Annotated in this window: 15 protein-coding genes; 10 read left to right on the top strand and 5 right to left on the bottom strand. The window is 59.3% G+C overall.

The features are described 5' to 3' along the window. Window positions 1-7 precede the first annotated feature (7 nt). From KXD86_RS11360 to KXD86_RS11350, 3 genes are all read left to right on the top strand, one after another. On the top strand, window positions 8-1,798 hold the full coding sequence (locus KXD86_RS11360) for an ABC transporter transmembrane domain-containing protein (RefSeq protein ID WP_218636807.1): 1,791 nt from the start codon (window positions 8-10) through the stop codon (window positions 1,796-1,798). Between the two features lie 92 nt (window positions 1,799-1,890). Further along, complete coding sequence (gene gabT, locus KXD86_RS11355) at window positions 1,891-3,168, top strand: 4-aminobutyrate--2-oxoglutarate transaminase (RefSeq protein WP_218636130.1); 1,278 nt, start codon at window positions 1,891-1,893, stop codon at window positions 3,166-3,168. A 278-nt stretch (window positions 3,169-3,446) separates the two neighbouring features. Next, a complete protein-coding gene (locus tag KXD86_RS11350) occupies window positions 3,447-4,208 on the top strand; it encodes a VC0807 family protein (RefSeq protein ID WP_218636129.1) in 762 nt (253 codons plus the stop codon). A gap of 101 nt (window positions 4,209-4,309) precedes the next feature. Here the strand turns inward: KXD86_RS11350 and gyrB are convergent, their stop codons facing one another. From gyrB to dnaA, 5 genes are all read right to left on the bottom strand, one after another. After that, complete coding sequence (gene gyrB, locus KXD86_RS11345) at window positions 4,310-6,724, bottom strand: DNA topoisomerase (ATP-hydrolyzing) subunit B (RefSeq protein WP_218636128.1); 2,415 nt, start codon at window positions 6,722-6,724, stop codon at window positions 4,310-4,312. A 78-nt stretch (window positions 6,725-6,802) separates the two neighbouring features. Continuing rightward, the gene (gene recF / locus KXD86_RS11340; RefSeq protein ID WP_218636127.1) at window positions 6,803-7,930 is read right to left on the bottom strand and encodes a DNA replication/repair protein RecF; all 1,128 of its coding nucleotides are present in this window, start codon (window positions 7,928-7,930) and stop codon (window positions 6,803-6,805) included. A gap of 124 nt (window positions 7,931-8,054) precedes the next feature. Further along, window positions 8,055-9,326: an ABC1 kinase family protein gene (locus KXD86_RS11335; RefSeq protein ID WP_218636126.1), complete on the bottom strand. Its 1,272-nt coding sequence runs from the start codon at window positions 9,324-9,326 to the stop codon at window positions 8,055-8,057. Window positions 9,327-9,336: 10 nt separating this feature from the next. Next, the gene (gene dnaN / locus KXD86_RS11330; RefSeq protein WP_218636125.1) at window positions 9,337-10,440 is read right to left on the bottom strand and encodes a DNA polymerase III subunit beta; all 1,104 of its coding nucleotides are present in this window, start codon (window positions 10,438-10,440) and stop codon (window positions 9,337-9,339) included. 56 nt (window positions 10,441-10,496) lie between these two features. Then, on the bottom strand, window positions 10,497-11,951 hold the full coding sequence (dnaA, locus tag KXD86_RS11325; RefSeq protein ID WP_218636124.1) for a chromosomal replication initiator protein DnaA: 1,455 nt from the start codon (window positions 11,949-11,951) through the stop codon (window positions 10,497-10,499). A 648-nt stretch (window positions 11,952-12,599) separates the two neighbouring features. Between dnaA and rpmH the strand changes: the two genes are divergently transcribed. From rpmH to KXD86_RS11290, 7 genes are all read left to right on the top strand, one after another. After that, the gene (gene rpmH, locus KXD86_RS11320; RefSeq protein WP_008940054.1) at window positions 12,600-12,734 is read left to right on the top strand and encodes a 50S ribosomal protein L34; all 135 of its coding nucleotides are present in this window, start codon (window positions 12,600-12,602) and stop codon (window positions 12,732-12,734) included. Between the two features lie 12 nt (window positions 12,735-12,746). Continuing rightward, entirely contained in the window at window positions 12,747-13,154 is a 408-nt protein-coding gene (gene rnpA, locus KXD86_RS11315) for a ribonuclease P protein component (RefSeq protein ID WP_218636123.1), read from the top strand. After that, on the top strand, window positions 13,154-13,444 hold the full coding sequence (gene yidD / locus KXD86_RS11310; protein WP_218636122.1) for a membrane protein insertion efficiency factor YidD: 291 nt from the start codon (window positions 13,154-13,156) through the stop codon (window positions 13,442-13,444). The genes rnpA and yidD overlap by 1 nt, the downstream gene beginning before the upstream one ends. 4 nt (window positions 13,445-13,448) lie before the next feature. Continuing rightward, on the top strand, window positions 13,449-15,152 hold the full coding sequence (gene yidC, locus KXD86_RS11305; protein ID WP_218636121.1) for a membrane protein insertase YidC: 1,704 nt from the start codon (window positions 13,449-13,451) through the stop codon (window positions 15,150-15,152). A gap of 73 nt (window positions 15,153-15,225) precedes the next feature. Then, window positions 15,226-16,596, top strand: coding sequence for a tRNA uridine-5-carboxymethylaminomethyl(34) synthesis GTPase MnmE (gene mnmE / locus KXD86_RS11300; protein WP_218636120.1), 1,371 nt, complete (start codon window positions 15,226-15,228; stop codon window positions 16,594-16,596). 144 nt (window positions 16,597-16,740) lie between these two features. Then, window positions 16,741-17,487, top strand: a complete 747-nt coding sequence (locus tag KXD86_RS11295; RefSeq protein WP_312846281.1) for a substrate-binding periplasmic protein — start codon at window positions 16,741-16,743, stop codon at window positions 17,485-17,487. Window positions 17,488-17,691: 204 nt separating this feature from the next. Continuing rightward, complete coding sequence (locus KXD86_RS11290; protein ID WP_218636119.1) at window positions 17,692-18,438, top strand: substrate-binding periplasmic protein; 747 nt, start codon at window positions 17,692-17,694, stop codon at window positions 18,436-18,438. The last annotated feature ends 8 nt before the right edge of the window (window positions 18,439-18,446 follow it).

Below are 18,446 nucleotides of genomic sequence, written 5' to 3'. Positions count from 1 at the left end.
CCGCGGAATGTACGTTGAACCCAGGAGGCAGATCATCCACACCCGTCATCGCCAGGCCCTGAAGCTGGTCATCGAATTCATCGGCCCGTATCGCAAGGCCGTGGCCGGAGCCCTGGTGGCCCTGGTGGTCACCGCTGGTATCACCCTGGGGCTGGGGCAGGGCCTGCGCATCCTGGTCGATCAGGGGCTGGCAACGGAATCGCCGGCCATGCTGGCCCGGGCCATCGGCCTGTTCTTTGTGCTCGTGCTCGGGCTCGCCTTCGGCTCCTTCGCCCGCTTCTACCTGGTGTCCTGGATCGGGGAGCGGGTGGTGGCGGACATCCGCAAGAAGGTGTTCAACCATCTGATCGATCTACATCCCGGATTTTTCGAACAGAACCGGGCGCTGGAAATCCAGTCCCGGTTCACCGCCGACACCACCGTGCTGCAGTCGGTGATCGGCTCCACCGTCTCCATTGCTCTTCGTAATGCCCTCATGCTTGTGGGCGGCCTGATCCTGCTGTTCGTCACCAACGCCAAGCTGGCCAGCATTATCCTGCTGGGTTTTCCCCTGGTGATTGCCCCAATCCTGTTTTTTGGCCGGCGGGTGCGACAGCTGGCGCGCCTGAGTCAGGACCGGGTGGCCGATGTGGGCAGCTATGTGGGTGAGAACCTGACCCAGATAAAGACCGTCCAGGCCTTCAACCATCAGCCCCACGACCGGCGGTTTTTCGCCGAGGTGTCGGAGAAGGCCTTTGCCATTGCCCGGGAACGCATCCGTCAGCGGGCCTGGCTGACCACCCTGGCGATCTCTCTGGTGATGGGTGCCGTCGGTGTCGTGCTCTGGATCGGGGGCCTGGACGTGATCCACGGGCGGATTTCGCCGGGCGAGCTGGCCGCATTCGTGTTCTACAGCCTGCTGGTCGGGGTTGCCGCCGGGGCCATCAGCGAGGTGATCGGCGAACTCCAGCGAGCCGCCGGCTCCGCCGCGCGCCTGTTCGAACTGCTCAGAACCGAGCCCGCCTTCGCTGGCCGAGCAACAGGCGGCGGTAGACTGCCCGACCGGGTGAACGGCGCCATCGCGATCGAGGAACTGACCTTCCATTATCCCGGGCGTCAGGCCCTGCCGGCCCTGGTGGATTTCTCGTTGGCCGTCGAAGCCGGGGAAACCCTGGCGTTGGTGGGCCCCTCCGGCGCCGGCAAATCCACCCTGTTCGACCTGTTGCTGCACTTCTACCAACCCGACCAGGGACGCATCCTGATTGACGGTGTGGATGCCAGTTCGCTGTCGTTGTCGGAACTGCGAAATTGCTTCGCGCTGGTGCCCCAGAATCCGGCGCTGTTCCATGGCACGGTGGCGGACAATATCCGCTACGCCCGCCCCGATGCCAGTGTCGACGACGTACGGGAGGCAGCCCGGGTCGCCCACGCCCACGAGTTCATCGAGGCGCTGCCGCAGGGCTACGACACCCGGTTGGGGGACGCCGGCCTGGGGCTCTCAGGGGGGCAGAAGCAGCGGCTCGCGATTGCCCGTGCGCTCCTGGCCAACGCGCCTATACTGCTATTGGATGAGGCAACCAGCGCCCTGGATGCGGAAAGCGAACACCTGATCCAGCGGGCCATGCCGGCGTTGACCGCCGGCCGGACCACGCTGGTGATTGCCCATCGCCTGGCCACGGTCAGGGATGCCGACCGGATTGCGGTTCTGGACCAGGGTCGATTGCAGGCGGTCGGGAGTCACGAGGAGCTGATGCGGAACAATGCGCTGTATCGACGTCTGGCTCAACTTCAATTCCGCGACGAGGCGACATCGGCGTGAGCGATGTCCACGTTGGTCGGTTTGTGGTTCCTGCCCGTACTCCTTACACTGGTTAATGAACGATTCGAACCTGAACTCAGGGAGAAGGCAAAGTGAGCAATAAAGAATTGCAGGCACTCAAAGAACGCTATGTTGCAGCGGGCGCGGCAAGTCCCAATGAACAGTTTGCCGATCACGCAACCAACGCAGAACTCTGGGATGCGGATGGCAAGCGGATGATCGACTTCGCCGGCGGTATCGGTGTACTCAACATCGGCCATCGGCATCCGAAGGTCGTGGAGGCAGTGAAGGCGCAGCTGGACAAGCTGATGCACACCTGCCAGACGGTCATGCCCTATGAGGGCTACGTCAAGCTGGCCGAGAAACTCAGTGGTGTGGTTCCGGTTCGGGGGCACGCCAAGGTGATGCTCGCCAACTCCGGTGCCGAGGCCCTGGAAAACGCGATCAAGATCGCCCGCGCCGCCACCGGTCGGACCAACGTGATCTGTTTTGACGGCGGTTACCATGGCCGGACCTTCTACACCATGGCCATGAACGGCAAGGCCGCTCCCTATCAGACCGACTTTGGCCCGATGCCGGGCACGGTCTACCGTGCGCCCTATCCGGTTCCGTACCACGGGGTCAGCGAAGACGAAGCGCTTCGTGGCCTGAAGATGGCCATGAAAGCGGATTCGCCGGCCAAGGACACCGCCGCCATTGTCATCGAGCCGGTTCTGGGCGAGGGCGGTTTCTACGCGGCACCCACCAGCTTCCTGAAGGAAATCCGCAAGATCTGCGACGAGAACGGGATCCTCATGATCGTGGACGAGGTCCAGAGCGGGTTCGGCCGGACCGGGAAGATGTTTGCCATCGAACACAGTGGCGTCGAGCCGGACATGATGACCATGGCCAAGAGCATGGCGGACGGCATGCCGATCTCGGCCATCGTTGGTACCGACAAGCATATGGATGCGTCCGGCCCCAACTCCCTGGGTGGCACCTACACCGGCAGCCCAACGGCCTGCGCCGCGGCGCTGGCCGTGTTTGAGGTGTTCAAGGAAGAGGACATCCTGGGCAAGGCTCAGCGTCTGGGTGACAAGCTGAAGCAGCGCTTCAGTCAGTGGCAGGAACAGTTCGCGCATGTGGACAACGCCCGGAACCTCGGCCCGATGGCCGCCTTTGAGCTGGTGGAAAGCAAGGACACGCGGGTACCCAAGCCGGAACTGGCGGCAGCGGTCGCCAAGAAGGCCAAAGAGAAAGGCCTGATCCTGCTGAGCTGCGGCATGTATGGCAATACCCTGCGCTTCCTGATGCCAGTGACGATTGAAGATGAGGTGCTGGAAGAGGGACTGGCGATTGTCGAGGAGAGTCTCAAGGAGGTGGGTGCCTGATCGGCACTAGCCAATACGAGAATCGAGGAAAGCCGGGCAGTACGCCCGGCTTTTTTGTGTCCCGGGTGCCGGTGGCAGCGACACGGATCCCTCGGCGCAGGTGGTCTGGCAGTCGGGCGCGAACAATCGGCTGGAAACGGGTAACGCCGGGTCCTCGACAAGTACCTCGGGTTCCTTTTGAGGGCGGTTACGTCCGGACTCTGATTCGTCGTATACTGCCGAGAAGTCTTCCGGCAGTGCTTGTCAGCCTGCTGTTGTTCCACCAACCAGGCTAAACCATGACGTCTCCGAGTTCCCCGAACAGACCCGATCACAAGCCCAGGCCCTGGGTGGACTTACTGGTCAGTATCATCATTCCTTCGGTCATCCTGATGAAATTCAGCGGTGACGAGCATCTGGGCAGCGTCAACGCGTTGATCATCGGTCTGGCGTTTCCGCTCGGCTGGGGCCTGTTCGAATTGATCCGCTATCGCAAGAAAAACTTCATTGCGGTCCTGGGTTTGATCAGCGTGGGCCTGACCGGTGGCATTGGGTTGCTGGAACTCGACGCCGGCTGGCTGGCCGTCAAGGAGGCGGCAGTGCCGGCGGTCATCGGCCTGGCCGTACTGGTATCCACGCGCACCAAATACCCGCTGGTACGAACCCTGCTCTACAACCCCAACGTGCTGGACGTGCACAAGATCCACGAGTCACTGGAGGAAAAGGGTAGGGTTGACGAGTTCGAGGCGCGCCTGCTCAAGGCCAGCTACTTTTTTGCCGGTACCTTCCTGTTCTCCTCGATCATGAACTATGTGATTGCCCGCTGGATTGTGACCAGCCCGTCCGGCACCGAGGCGTTCAACGAGGAACTTGGCCGGATGACACTGGTGAGTTACCCGATGATCGCGATTCCGTCGATGATCATGATGATGCTGATCTTCTACTACCTCTGGCGCACCATCCGACGGTTGACCGGCTATACCCTGGAGGAGGTGATGGCGCCTCATCTGGCGGAAAAAGAAAAGCAGAAGCGGAACTCGGGCAAGCAAACCGGGGGCTGATGGCTTCCAGACTGCCCTTTCAGGACACGAAGGGGCGATGAAAAAAAAGCGGCGAGGATGACATCCTGCGCCGCTTTTTTTCTGGCCGGTTCAGCCGAGAGTTACACGTCCAGGTTGGTCACTTCCAGTGCGTTGGTCTGGATGAAGTCCCGACGTGGTTCGACGTCATCACCCATCAGCGTGGTGAAGATCTGGTCGGCGGCGAAGGCGTCCTCGATGGTCACCTTCATCATGCGGCGGGTTTCCGGATCCATGGTGGTCTCCCACAGCTGTTCCGGGTTCATCTCGCCCAACCCCTTGTAGCGCTGGATGTTCAAACCACGCTGCGCTTCCTTCATCAGCCACGCCAGGGCGCCCTCAAAGGACAGCACCGCCTGCTTGCGCTCGCCGCGCTGGATGAAGGCGCCGTCTTCGATCAGGCCCTCCAGGGTTTCGCCCATGCGGGCGATGGCGGCGTAGGAGGACGATTCGAAGAACTCGTGATTGAACACGTGCTCATGGGGAATACCGTGGACATAGATGGTGACCTTGGGCAGGAACAGATCCCGCTCCGGGTCCTTGGTCACCGAGAAGGTGTACTTGGTGCCGGTACGGGTATCCAGGGTCAGACCCTCGCCCAAGCGCGCTACCCAGCGGGCTACCGCGGCCTCGTCCTTCAAGTGCTCGGACTTGAGGGTGACGTTATCGAGCATCTGCTCCAGAACCTTGGCCGGATAGGCCCGCGACAGGCGATCAATCATCGCCATCACCGCCTGGTAATCCTTGACCATGGTTTCCAGGGCGGAATCCTTGAGGGCGGGCGCATCCGGATTGACGAACAGCTGGGCGCCTTCCAGAGCGGTCTGGGTCAGGTAGGCTTCCTTGGCTTTCTCGTCTTTCAGGTACTGCTCCTGCTTGCCGCGCTTGACCTTGTACAGGGGCGGCATCGCGATGAAGACGTGGCCACGCTCGATGATTTCCCGCATCTGGCGGAACAGGAACGTCAGCAGCAGGGTCCGGATATGGGAACCGTCAACGTCCGCGTCCGTCATGATGATGATGGAATGGTAACGCAGCTTGTCCGGGTTGAATTCCTCCCGGCCGATCCCGCAACCGAGGGCGGTGATCAGGGTCCCCACTTCCACAGACGACAGCATCTTGTCGAATCTCGCCTTCTCGACGTTCAGGATCTTACCCTTCAGCGGCAGGATGGCCTGGGTCTTGCGATCACGGCCCTGCTTGGCACTACCGCCGGCCGAGTCACCCTCCACAATGAACAGTTCGGAGAGGGCCGGGTCCTTTTCCTGACAGTCCGCCAGTTTGCCCGGCAGACCGGCAATATCCAGAGCGCCTTTCCGGCGGGTCATGTCCCTGGCCTTACGCGCGGCCTCGCGCGCCCGGGCCGCCTCGATCATCTTGTTGACGATCAGCTTGGCTTCGTTGGGCTGCTCCTGCAGGTAGTCGGCGAAGCTCTGGTAGAGCTCCTGTTCGACGGCGGTCTTCACCTCCGAGGACACCAGCTTGTCCTTGGTCTGGGAGGAGAACTTGGGATCCGGCACCTTGACGCTGATGATCGCGGTCAGGCCTTCCCGGGCGTCGTCGCCGGAGGTACTGACCTTGGCTTTCTTGCCGAGGCCTTCGTGTTCGATGTAATTGTTCAGGGAACGGGTCAGCGCGGCGCGGAATCCGGCCAGGTGCGTACCACCATCCCGCTGCGGGATGTTGTTGGTAAAGCAGAAGATGTTTTCCTGGAAGGCATCGTTCCACTGCATGGAGACTTCAACGACGATGCCGTCTTCCCGCTCGCGGTTGAAATGAAACACCCGGTTAATCGGGGTCTTGTTGGTGTTCAGATGCTCAACAAAAGCACGCAGACCGCCTTCGTACTCGAACACCTCCTCCTTGCCGCTGCGCTCGTCGGTCAGTCGAATCCGCACGCCACTGTTCAGGAACGCGAGTTCCCGCAGGCGCTTGGCGAGGATGTCGTAATGGAATTCGATGTGAGTGAAGGTTTCCGGTGACGGAATAAAGTGCACCTTGGTACCGGAAGCATCGGTTTCACCGACCGCGGCCAGGGGCGCGTTCGGCACCCCGTGGGTGTAGCTCTGCTCGTAGACCTTGTTGTCCCGACGAATGGTCAGCGTGAGGGTAGAGGAGAGGGCGTTAACCACCGACACCCCAACGCCGTGCAGACCACCGGAGACCTTGTAGGAGTTGTCATCGAACTTACCGCCGGCGTGTAGGACGGTCATAATGACTTCGGCGGCGGAAACGCCTTCCTCCTCATGGATGTCGACGGGAATGCCCCGGCCATTATCCTTTACGGTGATGGACTCGTCCGGGTGGATGATGACACCGATTTCGGAGCAGTAGCCAGCCAGAGCTTCATCAATGGAGTTGTCCACCAACTCAAACACCATGTGGTGCAGACCCGTGCCATCATCGGTATCCCCGATGTACATGCCCGGCCGCTTCCGTACCGCATCCAGTCCTTTCAAGACCTTGATACTGGAGGAATTGTAGTTCGATTCGCTCATTAGAGACTCCTGAAGGGTGTGCCGGTTTGGCTGGGCCTGGCCGTGGTGCTCTCGATCACAGGTCCCGCTTGGCCGGTTCTATTCTTCCGTCAATTTGCCATGTTCCACGTGGAACATTCTGTATTCGGGCGCATCGCCAGCCGGCCACAACACCCCGGGTTCGGGGTGCTCGATGGACGTGATAAACACCTGGCATCGCAACGCCTGTAATTTCCGAGCCAGCATGGCCCGATGGCCCACATCCAGCTCGGCATTAATATCGTCGAGCAAAAACGTCACCTGCTTACCCAGCTCACTCAACACCATGCCCTGGGCAATTTTCATCAGGATAACGAGGGTTTTCTGCTGGCCCCTGGAGAACGTCTCCGCTACCGGCCGGCCTTGAAATTTTAACCGGATGTCAGCGCGATTGGGCCCATACAACGTGTGCCCCATCCGCCGTTCCTGCTCCCGGTGACTGGCCAGAATATCAACCAGCGACTGGCTGGTATCCCAGCCGGGATAGAACTCCAGTTTCAGCCCCTGAGTCCACCCAACATCCACCTCCTGAACCAGCGCTTCGAACGCTGTCTTGAAGCGGGTAAAGGCGGTTTGTCGAGCGTCGCTGATCCGCTCGCTCAGAGCTGCATACTGGGTATCCCAGACCCGCAGCAGTGCTTCGTCTAGTCTACCATTTCTCAGCGTTTGATTCCGCTGCGATGTCACTCTCTGGCATTGCTGCCACACCCCAGCGAAGGAAGGTTCCACGTGGAACACTGCCCAATCCAGAAACTGCCGACGCTTACCCGGACCACCCGCCACAATATCAAAGACACCGGGATCAATGACCGACACCGGTAGATGCATGGCCAGCGACGACAGGCTCCGAACACCTTCGCCATCAACCCGCAGGGTGGTTTCCTTTTGCATGACATCACGGGCGATGCCCACGCGATGGGCAATACCCTCGGTGGCATTGCCCGGTCCGCCATCCAGTCCGCGGTCCAGACCGCCAAAAACCGTAAACTGCTGTTCGCCGTGACTGACCACCGCCTGGTGACGGCTGACCCGAAACGACCGGCCCAGACCCAGATAGCCAATGGCTTCCAGAACGCTGGTTTTACCGCTGCCATTTTCACCGTAAAGGAGATTGAACGAAGGGGAGAAGCTTACCGGCGCAGACGACAGATTACGGAAGTGCTGGGTCTGGAGTTTCACTAGCGCCATAGAAACGGGAACTCGAGAGAGTGGTGGGGAGCCTTGCAGGCGACCACAAAAAAGGCAGCGTCACCGCAGGTGCAACGCTGCCCTAGTGTACAAAAGCCCGCCCGGGAAGGCGAGGCATGCCGTCTCAGTGCAGCATGTTCAGCCGCTCATCCATGAACACGTCCATTTCCGGCGCGAGAATGTGCACGTAGCGGTCGAAGTACAGGAACTGCTTGAGCAGGAGCGCAAATTCCCGGGGGAAGTGCAGACCGTGGCTTTCGCCGATTTTCACCATATCCATCAGAATATGATTCACATCGTCTTCGGCCTGGTCCGCCTCGTAGGGCACCTGGTCCGGTACCATCTTGTCCATTTGCTGATACAAGCGGCGAAGGTCACCCGCCAGTTCGTCCACCCGAACCGTCTGATGAGTGACACCGATTCGAATCATGGCATCCGCCATCCCTTCGAAGTTCCCCACCATCACGGACGAGATAAAGTCGCTCACCGCCTGCCAGGTATCCGGTTTGATCCGACCAACAATGCCGAAATCAATGAATCCGACCCGACCATCCTTCAGCACCATCAGATTGCCGGCGTGGACATCCGCGTGGAAGAACTCGCACTGGGTCAGACTCGCAAACCAGGTGTTCATCGCGGTGATCAGGGTCCGCTCCGGATCACGGGCATACCCCCGTATGCTTTCCAGATCCGTCAACGGCACACCGTGGAAACGTTCCATCGTCAGAATCCGACGGGTACTGCAGTGTTCGTACACCAGCGGTACCGTCGCCTCTTCGTTATGGGAATCGTGCAGGAAGTTGCGGAACACCTTCAGGTTGTTCGCTTCCTTGATGAAGTCGCACTCCTCCATCATGGTGCGCTGGATCTCTTCCACGATACCGGACAGTGACGTCCAGGACAGTTTCGGTGCCAGTGTTTCCAGAATACGCGCGGACAGATAGAGGAAGTTCAGGTCCGTCAGCAGAATGTTTTCCACACCCGGCTTCTGCACCTTGATCACCACATCCTCGCCGGTGACCAGACGCGCCGCATGAACCTGGGCGATGGAAGCGGAAGCCAGGGCCACGGGGTCAATGTCCGAATACACCTGATCCAGCGGACGGCCGAGCTCGTCCCGAATGATTTTCTTGATCACACCGAAGGGCAGGTTGGGAGTTTTATCCAGGCAGTACTGGAACTCCTCAACGTACTCTTTCGGGAAAAAGGTCGGTGAACTGGCGATGAACTGACCCAGTTTGATGTAGGTTGCGCCCAGCGATTCGAACGTCTGGCGAAGCAACCGTGGGGTCGGGGGTCTGTCCCCCCGGACCCAATTGACACCTGTGCGCCCCAGCACGGACAGCGTCTGTCCAATCCTGAATGCGCCTTTGATTCCGTTCGCCACGGTGCCCATGTTATTCCTCCTATAGCCTCATTGGCATAACCACATAGAGGCAGCGGTTATCAGTCTGGGATTCGATCAAGGCACTGCTGTTGGGATTGGACAGGGTGATCTTCACCTGGTCGTCATCCAGTGCGTTCATGACATCCACCAGGTAGCCTACATTAAACCCGATCTGAAGGGATTCGCCCTGATAGTCCACCGGCAGCGCGTCTTCGGCCTGTTCCTGATCCGGGTTGTTGGCGAACACCTGAAGCTCGTTCGGCGCCAGGTTCAATCGCACACCCCGAATGTTTTCATGGGACAGAATGCCCGCCCGCTGCAGGGTGTTCTTCAGCGTGGCCCGGTCCGCCATCACGATCTTGTCACCGCCCCGGGGGATGACCCGGTTGTAGTCCGGGAACTTGCCCTCGATCAGTTTGGAGGTAAAGGTGTACGCGCCCACCGTTGCCCGCAGGTGGTTGTCACCAATCACCAGGGTCACCGGAGTATCCACATCATCCAGCAACCTTGCCAGTTCAAGAACACCCTTGCGGGGAACAATCACCTGACGGGCTTCGGGACAGCCGGTTTGCAACTCGAGCCCGGCCATCGCCAGGCGATGACCGTCCGTCGCCACCGTGCGCACATGGCCCTGATCGACTTCCAGCAACAACCCGTTCAGATAGTAACGGACGTCCTGCTGGGCCATGGCAAACGCGGTCGCGTCCAACATCCGACCCAATTCCTTCTGCGGCAGCTCGAGTCGGAAACTCTCCGCTTCATCTTCCACGTTGGGGAAATGCTCAGCCGGCAGCGTTGACAAGGTAAAGTGGCTCTTGCCACACCGCAGGTGCAACCGGTCACCTTCCAGCGCCAATTCGATCGGCGCTTCCTCACCCAGCGCCCGACAGATATCCGCCAGTTTGCGCGCCGGGACGGTAATCTGCCCTGGCTGATCCACGTGCACCGGCGTCACCCGGCCCACCAGTTCAACCTCCATATTGGTCCCGGTCAGGGTCAGGGTGTTGTCCTCGGCCACCAGCAACACGTTGGACAGCACGGGCATGGTTTGTTTCTTTTCCACCACGCCAGCAATGCTTTGCAGCGGGGTGAGCAGGGATTCACGGCTGATCGTCAGTTTCATGGCACTCAGCTTTCTTTTAGGTTGGAAGGGTGAATGTTATGCGCCAACGCCCGGTATCAGGTGGTCAGCAATCTCATAAAGTTCTGATAATCTTCGCGGATACCGGGATCGGTCTCCTGTAGCTCCACGATTTTCTTGCACGCGTGCAACACGGTGGTGTGGTCCCGGCCACCAAAGGCATCCCCGATCTCCGGCAGACTGTGATTGGTCAGCTCCTTGGACAGGGCCATCGCCACCTGCCGGGGCCGCGTCACCGTCCGGGTCCGGCGTTTGGACAACAGATCGGCCACCTTGATCTTGTAGTACTCCGCCACCGTTCGCTGGATATTATCGATGCTGACCTGCTTTTCATGCAGCGCCAGCAGATCTTTCAGGCTTTCCCGAATGAACGGCGGGGTAATCTCCGACCCCGTGAAGTGAGCATTCGCTATCACCAGACGCAGCGCTCCCTCTAACTCACGCACATTGGAACGAATCTTCTGGGCAATAAAGAACGCCGCCTCACTGCTCAGTTTGACGTTCGCCTGGTCGGCTTTTTTCATCAGGATGGCAACCCGGGTCTCCAGCTCCGGTGGTTCCACCATCACCGTCAGGCCCCAGCCAAACCGGGACTTCAACCGCTCTTCCATGTCCACGATCTCTTTCGGAAACCGGTCGCAGGTAACGATCACCTGCTGGCCACCCTCGAGCAACGCATTAAAGGTGTGGAAGAACTCTTCCTGCGACCGCTCCTTCCGGGCGAAGAACTGGATATCGTCAATCAACAACGCATCCACCGACCGGTAGTACCGCTTGAACTCGTTAATCGCGTTCAGCTGCAGGGCCTTGACCATGTCCGCCACGAACCGCTCCGAGCGCAGGTAGGCCACCTTGGCCTTGGGATTCCGGCGCACGATCTCGTTTCCGATCGCGTGCATCAGGTGGGTTTTACCCAGGCCAACCCCACCGTAGAGGAACAGCGGATTGTAGGCGCCCCCCGGGTTCTCCGCGACCTGCATGGAGGCCGCCCGGGCCAGTTGGTTTGATTTACCTTCGACAAAGGTTTCGAAGGTAAAGCCTTCGTTCAGGAAGCTCTGGTGCTTTATATCACCCTCGACCTGCACCGGCCGACGCTCGTTCTGGGACTTGGGACGCACCGCCGTATTGTTGCCAACACTGACCGCGACACCTTTTTCTTCCTCCGTGACCCGGCTGCCGCTCTCCTCCTGAACCGCTCCATTAACCTTGACCGGCACTTCCGAACGGGTAACCGGCTCGCTTTCGCGAGGGGCGGAACCAACCTTCATGTTGACCCGGGGCGCCTGTCCGCCATTCAGGTCCTTTAACACTTCTTCTATACGCCGGAGGTATTTCTCGTTGACCCAATCCATCACGAACCGGTTCGGGGCGAACAGCATCAACTGCCCTTCGCGGTGATCGGACTGAAGGGGCCTGAGCCAGGTGTTGAACTGTTGTGCGGGAAACTCATCCCGGAGTACTTCAAGACATTGATGCCACATACTGTTCGGCACGACAGCCTGCTCCCGATAACCCAGAAATGTCTCAGATCAGAATGACGAGACGTCCAATCCAAAGAGATGACTTCGGATTCTAACCCGACGGCCCACCCAGTGAAAGGGTAAAACCGGTTTCATAAACAGCCTGTGGAAATTAAAAAACAATTTTATCAGCCTGTTACGAACTTACCTACAGGGTTGTGTACAGAATTTTTTTGCTCCGTAACTTACCCACACCCCTGTGTGTACACCCCACCGTCAACCCTGTGTGAAACCACCGGACGGATCGGTGGATAACTTCCCCCTGGCGGACCAGGTGGACTTATTCACATTTCGTGTGGCATCCATCCACAGGGCTCATCGGCATTTGTCACAACCCTTATCAATACCGTAACATCCTGGCTAAAATAGGCTTTTATCGCTTATCCACAGAAAACAGGCTGCGTAATAACAGTAATAATTAATCTTTAAAGAGAATTCTAAAAAGACCTATAGATTTAATTACCGACCTCGCCTCCAAAAATCGATCCACGAATCCGCACAAGCCCCTAGCAATAACCATTGAATTTCCTCCGGCATTTGCATAGAATGCCGCTCCTGTTTTGGCTGTACATTTTCCAGCCAGTTAGGAATTCCCAACTTACGAATTGTGAGATCATCACCATGAAAAGAACGTTTCAACCAAGCGTCCTGAAGCGTAAGCGCGTTCACGGTTTCCGTGCCCGTATGGCCACTGCCAACGGTCGCAAGGTTCTGTCGCGTCGTCGTGCCAAGGGTCGCGCACGTCTGTCCGCGTAACCAGCTCGCCTCATGAAGGCTTTGAGTTTCCCGAAATCGCACCGGCTACTGCGCCCAGCTGATTACGGCAAAGTCTTCGATGACGTACAGCTGAAAGTTCCGCACCGGAATTTTCTGATCCTGGCCACACCGAACGATCTCGGTCACGCCAGGATCGGTTTGATTTTTTCCAAGAAAAACCTGAAGCTTGCGGTTCAGAGAAACCGGATAAAACGTCAGGTCAGGGAGACCTTCAGGCATCAAACCGATTATCCGAATCTGGACATTGTGGTTCTGGGACGCCAAGGACTTGCCAGTCTCGACAACCACACCATCCGGGCATCGCTGAACGAGCTTTGGCAACGACTAAAGCGGAAACATCAGCAATCCCAGCCATCACGGGCGAACTCATCAAGGCCTGCCGGTAGAGGAACGGGTTAATGCGCAAACTCCTGCTTTTGCCCATTCGCTTGTACCAGTATGCAATCAGTCCCATGATGGCGAGTCATTGCCGCCACACCCCCACCTGCTCGCAATACGCTGTCGAAGCCATCAGTCATCATGGCGCGGGAAAAGGCCTTGTCCTCGCTGTTCGACGACTAATGAGGTGTCATCCCTGGGCCGAAGGCGGTTATGATCCGGTTCCCGGCCTGGCAGAGGCCACCACCACCGACATGGCACACGGCCGGCAGGCTGATCATTCTCACACCACAACCCAGACCAGACAGTAACTCTATGGATATTCAACGCATCGTATTATTTGCCGGCCTGGCTATTGTCAGTTATCTGATGGTGCTTGCCTGGAATGAGGATTATCACCAGCAGCCGGCCACCGAACAGGTTGCGGAAACCAGCACCTCCCAGGCCAACACCGGCACTGACAACCTGGTGCTTCCGGAACAGGGCCAATCTGGTCAGGACGGTGAAGAGTTCGCCACGCCGGAATCAGACCAGCAAATGGTGTCTTCCGCCGACACCAGCGTGGAGGTCGATGACCAGTTCGTGACCGTCCAGACCGATGTATTGGATATCACCATTGATCGCGTCAGTGGCAATCTGGTCCGGAGCGCCCTGACCAACTACGACAAATCCCTGAACAGCCGGGAACCACTGAAGCTGTTGACCAACACCGAAACCCGCACCTATGTCATGGAAAGCGGACTGATTGGTCAGGACGGACCGGATAGCCGGGCCAACGGTACCGCACCGGTTTATGAGACCACCGCTGACAGCTATGCCCTGGATGAAGGCCAGGACCAGCTGACCGTGGATCTCACGTTTACCACCGATTCCGGGGTGAAGATCACCAAGCGCTATCAGTTTGAGCGGGACAGCTACGAAATCGGGGTCCGTTACCTGATCAACAACGAATCCGGCGAGCCCTGGAAGGCCAACTTCACCGGCAAGATCGTCCGCGACCAGGCTCCGGATCCGACCGCCCAGACCAGCATGGGCATCAAGGCGTTCCTTGGCATGGTGATGAGTTCACCGGAAGATCCCTACGAGAAGTTCGATTTCAGTGACCTGTCCGAAACGCCGATCAACCAGTCGGTGACCAACGGCTGGCTGGCCTTCCTCCAGCACTATTTCCTGGCCGCCTGGGTGCCCGAGCGTGATCAGCCCGCCCAGTTCCAGACCACGCGTCGTGGCCCACTGTACGTGATGGGCTTTGTTTACCCGGCCACCACGGTCGCGCCGGGTGAGACAGTCGAGGTCGGAGCGCAAGCCTACGTCGGTCCCAAGATCATCGACCGTCTGGAGAATGTCGCGCCGAACCTGGACCGGACCGTCGATTTCGGATGGTTGTTTTTCATCTCTCTACCACTGTTCGTCATCATGGAGTGGTTCTATAGCCTGGTGGGCAACTGGGGTGTGGCCATCATCCTGCTGACGGTTCTGGTCAAGGCAGTGTTCTTCCACCTGTCCGCCACCAGCTACAAGTCCATGGCGAAGATGCGAGCCGTTGCGCCCCAGCTCACCCGTCTCAAGGAGCTGTACGGCGACGATCGCCAGCGCATGTCCCAGGAGATGATGGCGCTGTACAAACGTGAGAAGATCAATCCGCTGGGTGGCTGCCTGCCCATCCTGGTGCAGATGCCGGTGTTCATCTCCCTGTACTGGGTGCTGTTCGAGAGTGTCCAGTTGCGCCACGCGCCGTTCATGCTCTGGATTCAGGATCTGTCCCAGATGGATCCGTACTTCATTCTGCCGATCCTGATGGGCGCCAGCATGTTCCTGCAGATGCACCTGAACCCGACGCCGCCGGATCCGATGCAGGCCAAGATCATGAAGATGATGCCCTTGATCTTCACGGTGTTCTTCCTGTGGTTCCCGGCGGGTCTGGTACTGTACTGGCTGGTGAACAACATTCTGTCGATCAGTCAGCAGTGGTACATTACCCGCAAGATTGAAGCAGAGACGGCAGCCAAGAAGCACTGACCGGTGCGGCTGAACTGACCCAGACAGAGGCTCCTTCGTGGAGCCTCTGTTGGTTGTGCCCCAAGGAACCCTGATGAGCCAGACTTCAGACACCATTGCCGCCATTGCCACCGCTCCCGGCCAGGCCGGTGTTGGCATCGTGCGGGTCTCCGGCCCGGCGGCGGCGTCCATCGCCCGGCAGATGCTCGGGTTTGAGCCAAAACCCCGTTACGCCCATTACGGCCCGTTCCTGGATAGGGACGGCGGACTGATCGACGAGGGCATCGGCCTGTTTTTCCCGAACCCCCATTCGTTCACCGGCGAGGACGTGTTCGAGCTTCAGGGCCACGGCGGTACCGTGATCCTGGACCTGCTGCTGCGGGAAGTCTGCAGTCGCGGTGCCCGCCTGGCCCGACCGGGGGAGTTCTCCGAACGCGCCTTCCTGAACGACAAGCTCGACCTGGCCCAGGCCGAGGCCATCGCGGATCTGATCGAGAGCAGTTCGGAGCAGGCGGCCCGCTGTGCGGTCCGTTCCATGCAGGGCGTATTCTCCCGCCGCATAGACGATCTGGTGGACGCCGTTACCCATCTGCGGATCTATGTCGAGGCGGCCATCGATTTCCCCGAGGAGGAGATCGATTTCCTCGCCGACGGCAAGGTTGCCGGTGACCTTCAGGCACTGCTGGCTCGACTGGACACCATCCTCGCCGAAGCCCAGCAGGGCACGATCCTTCGGGACGGCATGAAGGTGGTGATCGCCGGTCGCCCCAACGCCGGCAAGTCCAGCCTGCTCAATGCCCTGGCGGGGCGCGAGGCGGCCATTGTCACCGCCATCGAGGGTACGACCCGGGACGTACTCCGGGAACATATCCACATCGATGGCATGCCGCTGCACATCATCGACACCGCCGGACTGCGGGACAGTCCCGATGAGGTGGAGCAGATCGGCATCGCCCGGGCCTGGGATGAAATCCGCCAGGCCGACCGCATTCTGCTGATGGTCGATGCCACCACCACGGCCGAGACCGAACCCCATGAAATCTGGCCGGACTTCATCGACCAGTTGCCTGCCAACGCTCCGGTTACGGTGATTCGCAACAAGGTGGACCTTTCCGAGGAATCGGTCGGCCTGACCGAGGCCGATGGACGGACAGCGCCGGTGATCCGGCTTGCGGCGAAGTCGTCCCTGGGCCTGGAGGTGCTCCGGGACCATCTGAAACAGTGCATGGGGTTTGCCAGTACCACCGAAGGCGGCTTCCTGGCGCGGCGTCGGCATCTGGATGCCCTGGAGCGCGCCCGGGAATCGCTGTTGCAGGGGCAAAGCCAGCTCGAAGGTTATGGCGCCGGTGAACTGTTGGCAGAGGACCTGCGGGCCGCCCAGGATGCCCTCGGCGAAATCACCGGGCACCTGAGCCCGGACGAGCTCCTCGGGAAGATCTTCTCCAGCTTCTGTATCGGCAAATAACCGGGGGGCGCCGCGGTTGCCGGGGCAGGATCCGGCTGGTTACCAAATGAAACGTTTTTCCCGAGGGAAAGCACGGGGCAGGGCGTGAATCTTGCGTCCTGACCAAGGCATATCCGTGTATTTTCCAATTGGGAGTGATAAGCCGTGGTTAAGAAAGTTCTGGGTTCTGCGCTGGTCGGGTTGGTCCTGGCAGGCTCGTCCGCACAGGCAGCCGAACGGCTGTACCTGTACACCGAGAATTTCCCCCCCTACAACATGAGCACCTCCGGAAGGGCGTTCGAACACAGCGTCGAAGACATCGACGGTTTGTGCACCGAATTGGTGACCGCTGCCCTGAAACAGACCAATCTGGAGTACCGCATCAAGCTGCGGAACTGGGACTACGGCTACAACCGGGCCCTGAACAAGCCGAACCACGGCATCTTCTGCACCACCTACACCGAGGAGCGGGCGCCGCGCTTCAAGTGGGTGGGGCCGCTGACCAAGAACCTGTGGACCATCTTTGCCCCGGCCGGCTCGGATTTCCAGATGGACAGCCTCGACGACGCCCGGAACAAGGTGTTCGGTGGCTACCGCAACGACGTCAAATCCGAATACCTGATCAAACGGGGTTACGAGGTGTCCGCCCTGGACAGCGATGACCTCAACCCCAAGCGCCTGGAGCTGGGCCAGATCGATCTCTGGCTGGCCGATCGCCTCGGCGGTCCCTACCTGGCCTCCCAGCAGAACGTTGAGGGACTGGTGCCGGTGTTTTCCTTCAACGACACCGAGCTGTACCTGGCGCTGAATCCGGACACCTCGGACGAAGTGGTGGACAGCCTGAATGCGGGCCTTCAGAGCATCCGGGAATCCGGCATGTTCGAAGCCATTCAGACCAAATACGGCCTTTAAACCGCAGCCAAACCCTGCGAACAGCCCCTGATCCGGTTCGTGATCGGTGACTCAACGAACTGGAGGGGAGCGTTCGCCTTTGATTTAATTACGAAATTAAACACATTATCGGTAAACCCCCGATACCAGCTGAGCTAGACTGCCGCCCCTAGACGAGCGAAGCCACGATCTGCTGTGGTTCCCACTATCTGAAGGAGAGAAGACGTGCGGTATCTGTCCCTGCTGGCAACCCTGGTGGCGTTTCTGGCCATTACCCCGAACACTCAGGCTTCCGACAAGCTCTACCTCTACACCGAGAATTTCCCTCCCTACAACATGAGTGCTACCGGCCGGGCCTTTGAACACAATGGCACGGACATCGACGGCCTGTGCACGGAAATGGTCAAGGCGATCCTGAAGCACACCGACCTCGACTACGTCATCAAGCTTCGTAACTGGGACTATGGCTACAACCGGGCCCTGAACAAGCCCAACCACGGCATCTTCTGCACCACCTACACCGAAGAACGGGCGCCGCGCTTCAAGTGGGTGGGGCCGCTGACCAAGAACCTGTGGACCATCTTCGCCCCGGCCGGTTCGGATTTTCAGATGGACAGCCTCGACGACGCCGAGGACAAGGTGTTTGGCGGCTACCGCAACGACGTCATGACCGAGTACCTTCTGGCGCGGGGCTATGAGGTGTCGGCGCTGGACAGCGACGACCTGAACCCCAAGCGTCTGGAGCTGGGCCAGATCGACCTGTGGATTGCCGATCGTCTGGCGGGGCCCTACTTCGCCTCGCAGCAGAACGTCGACGGCCTGGTGCCGGTGTATTCGTTCAACGACACGGAACTGTTCCTGGCGATCAATCCGCGTACCCCGGACGAGGTGGTGGATCAGTTGAACGAGGCTCTGGAGCAGGTCCACGACTCCGGCATGTTCACAGCCATCGAGACCAAGTACGGTCTCTGATGGCTGGC

The sequence above is a fragment of the Marinobacter arenosus genome (genome assembly GCF_019264345.1).
GTDB classification, from domain to species: domain Bacteria; phylum Pseudomonadota; class Gammaproteobacteria; order Pseudomonadales; family Oleiphilaceae; genus Marinobacter; species Marinobacter arenosus.
Note: the sequence above shows the minus strand (reverse complement) of the source record. Positions and strands in the feature narration are given on the sequence as shown.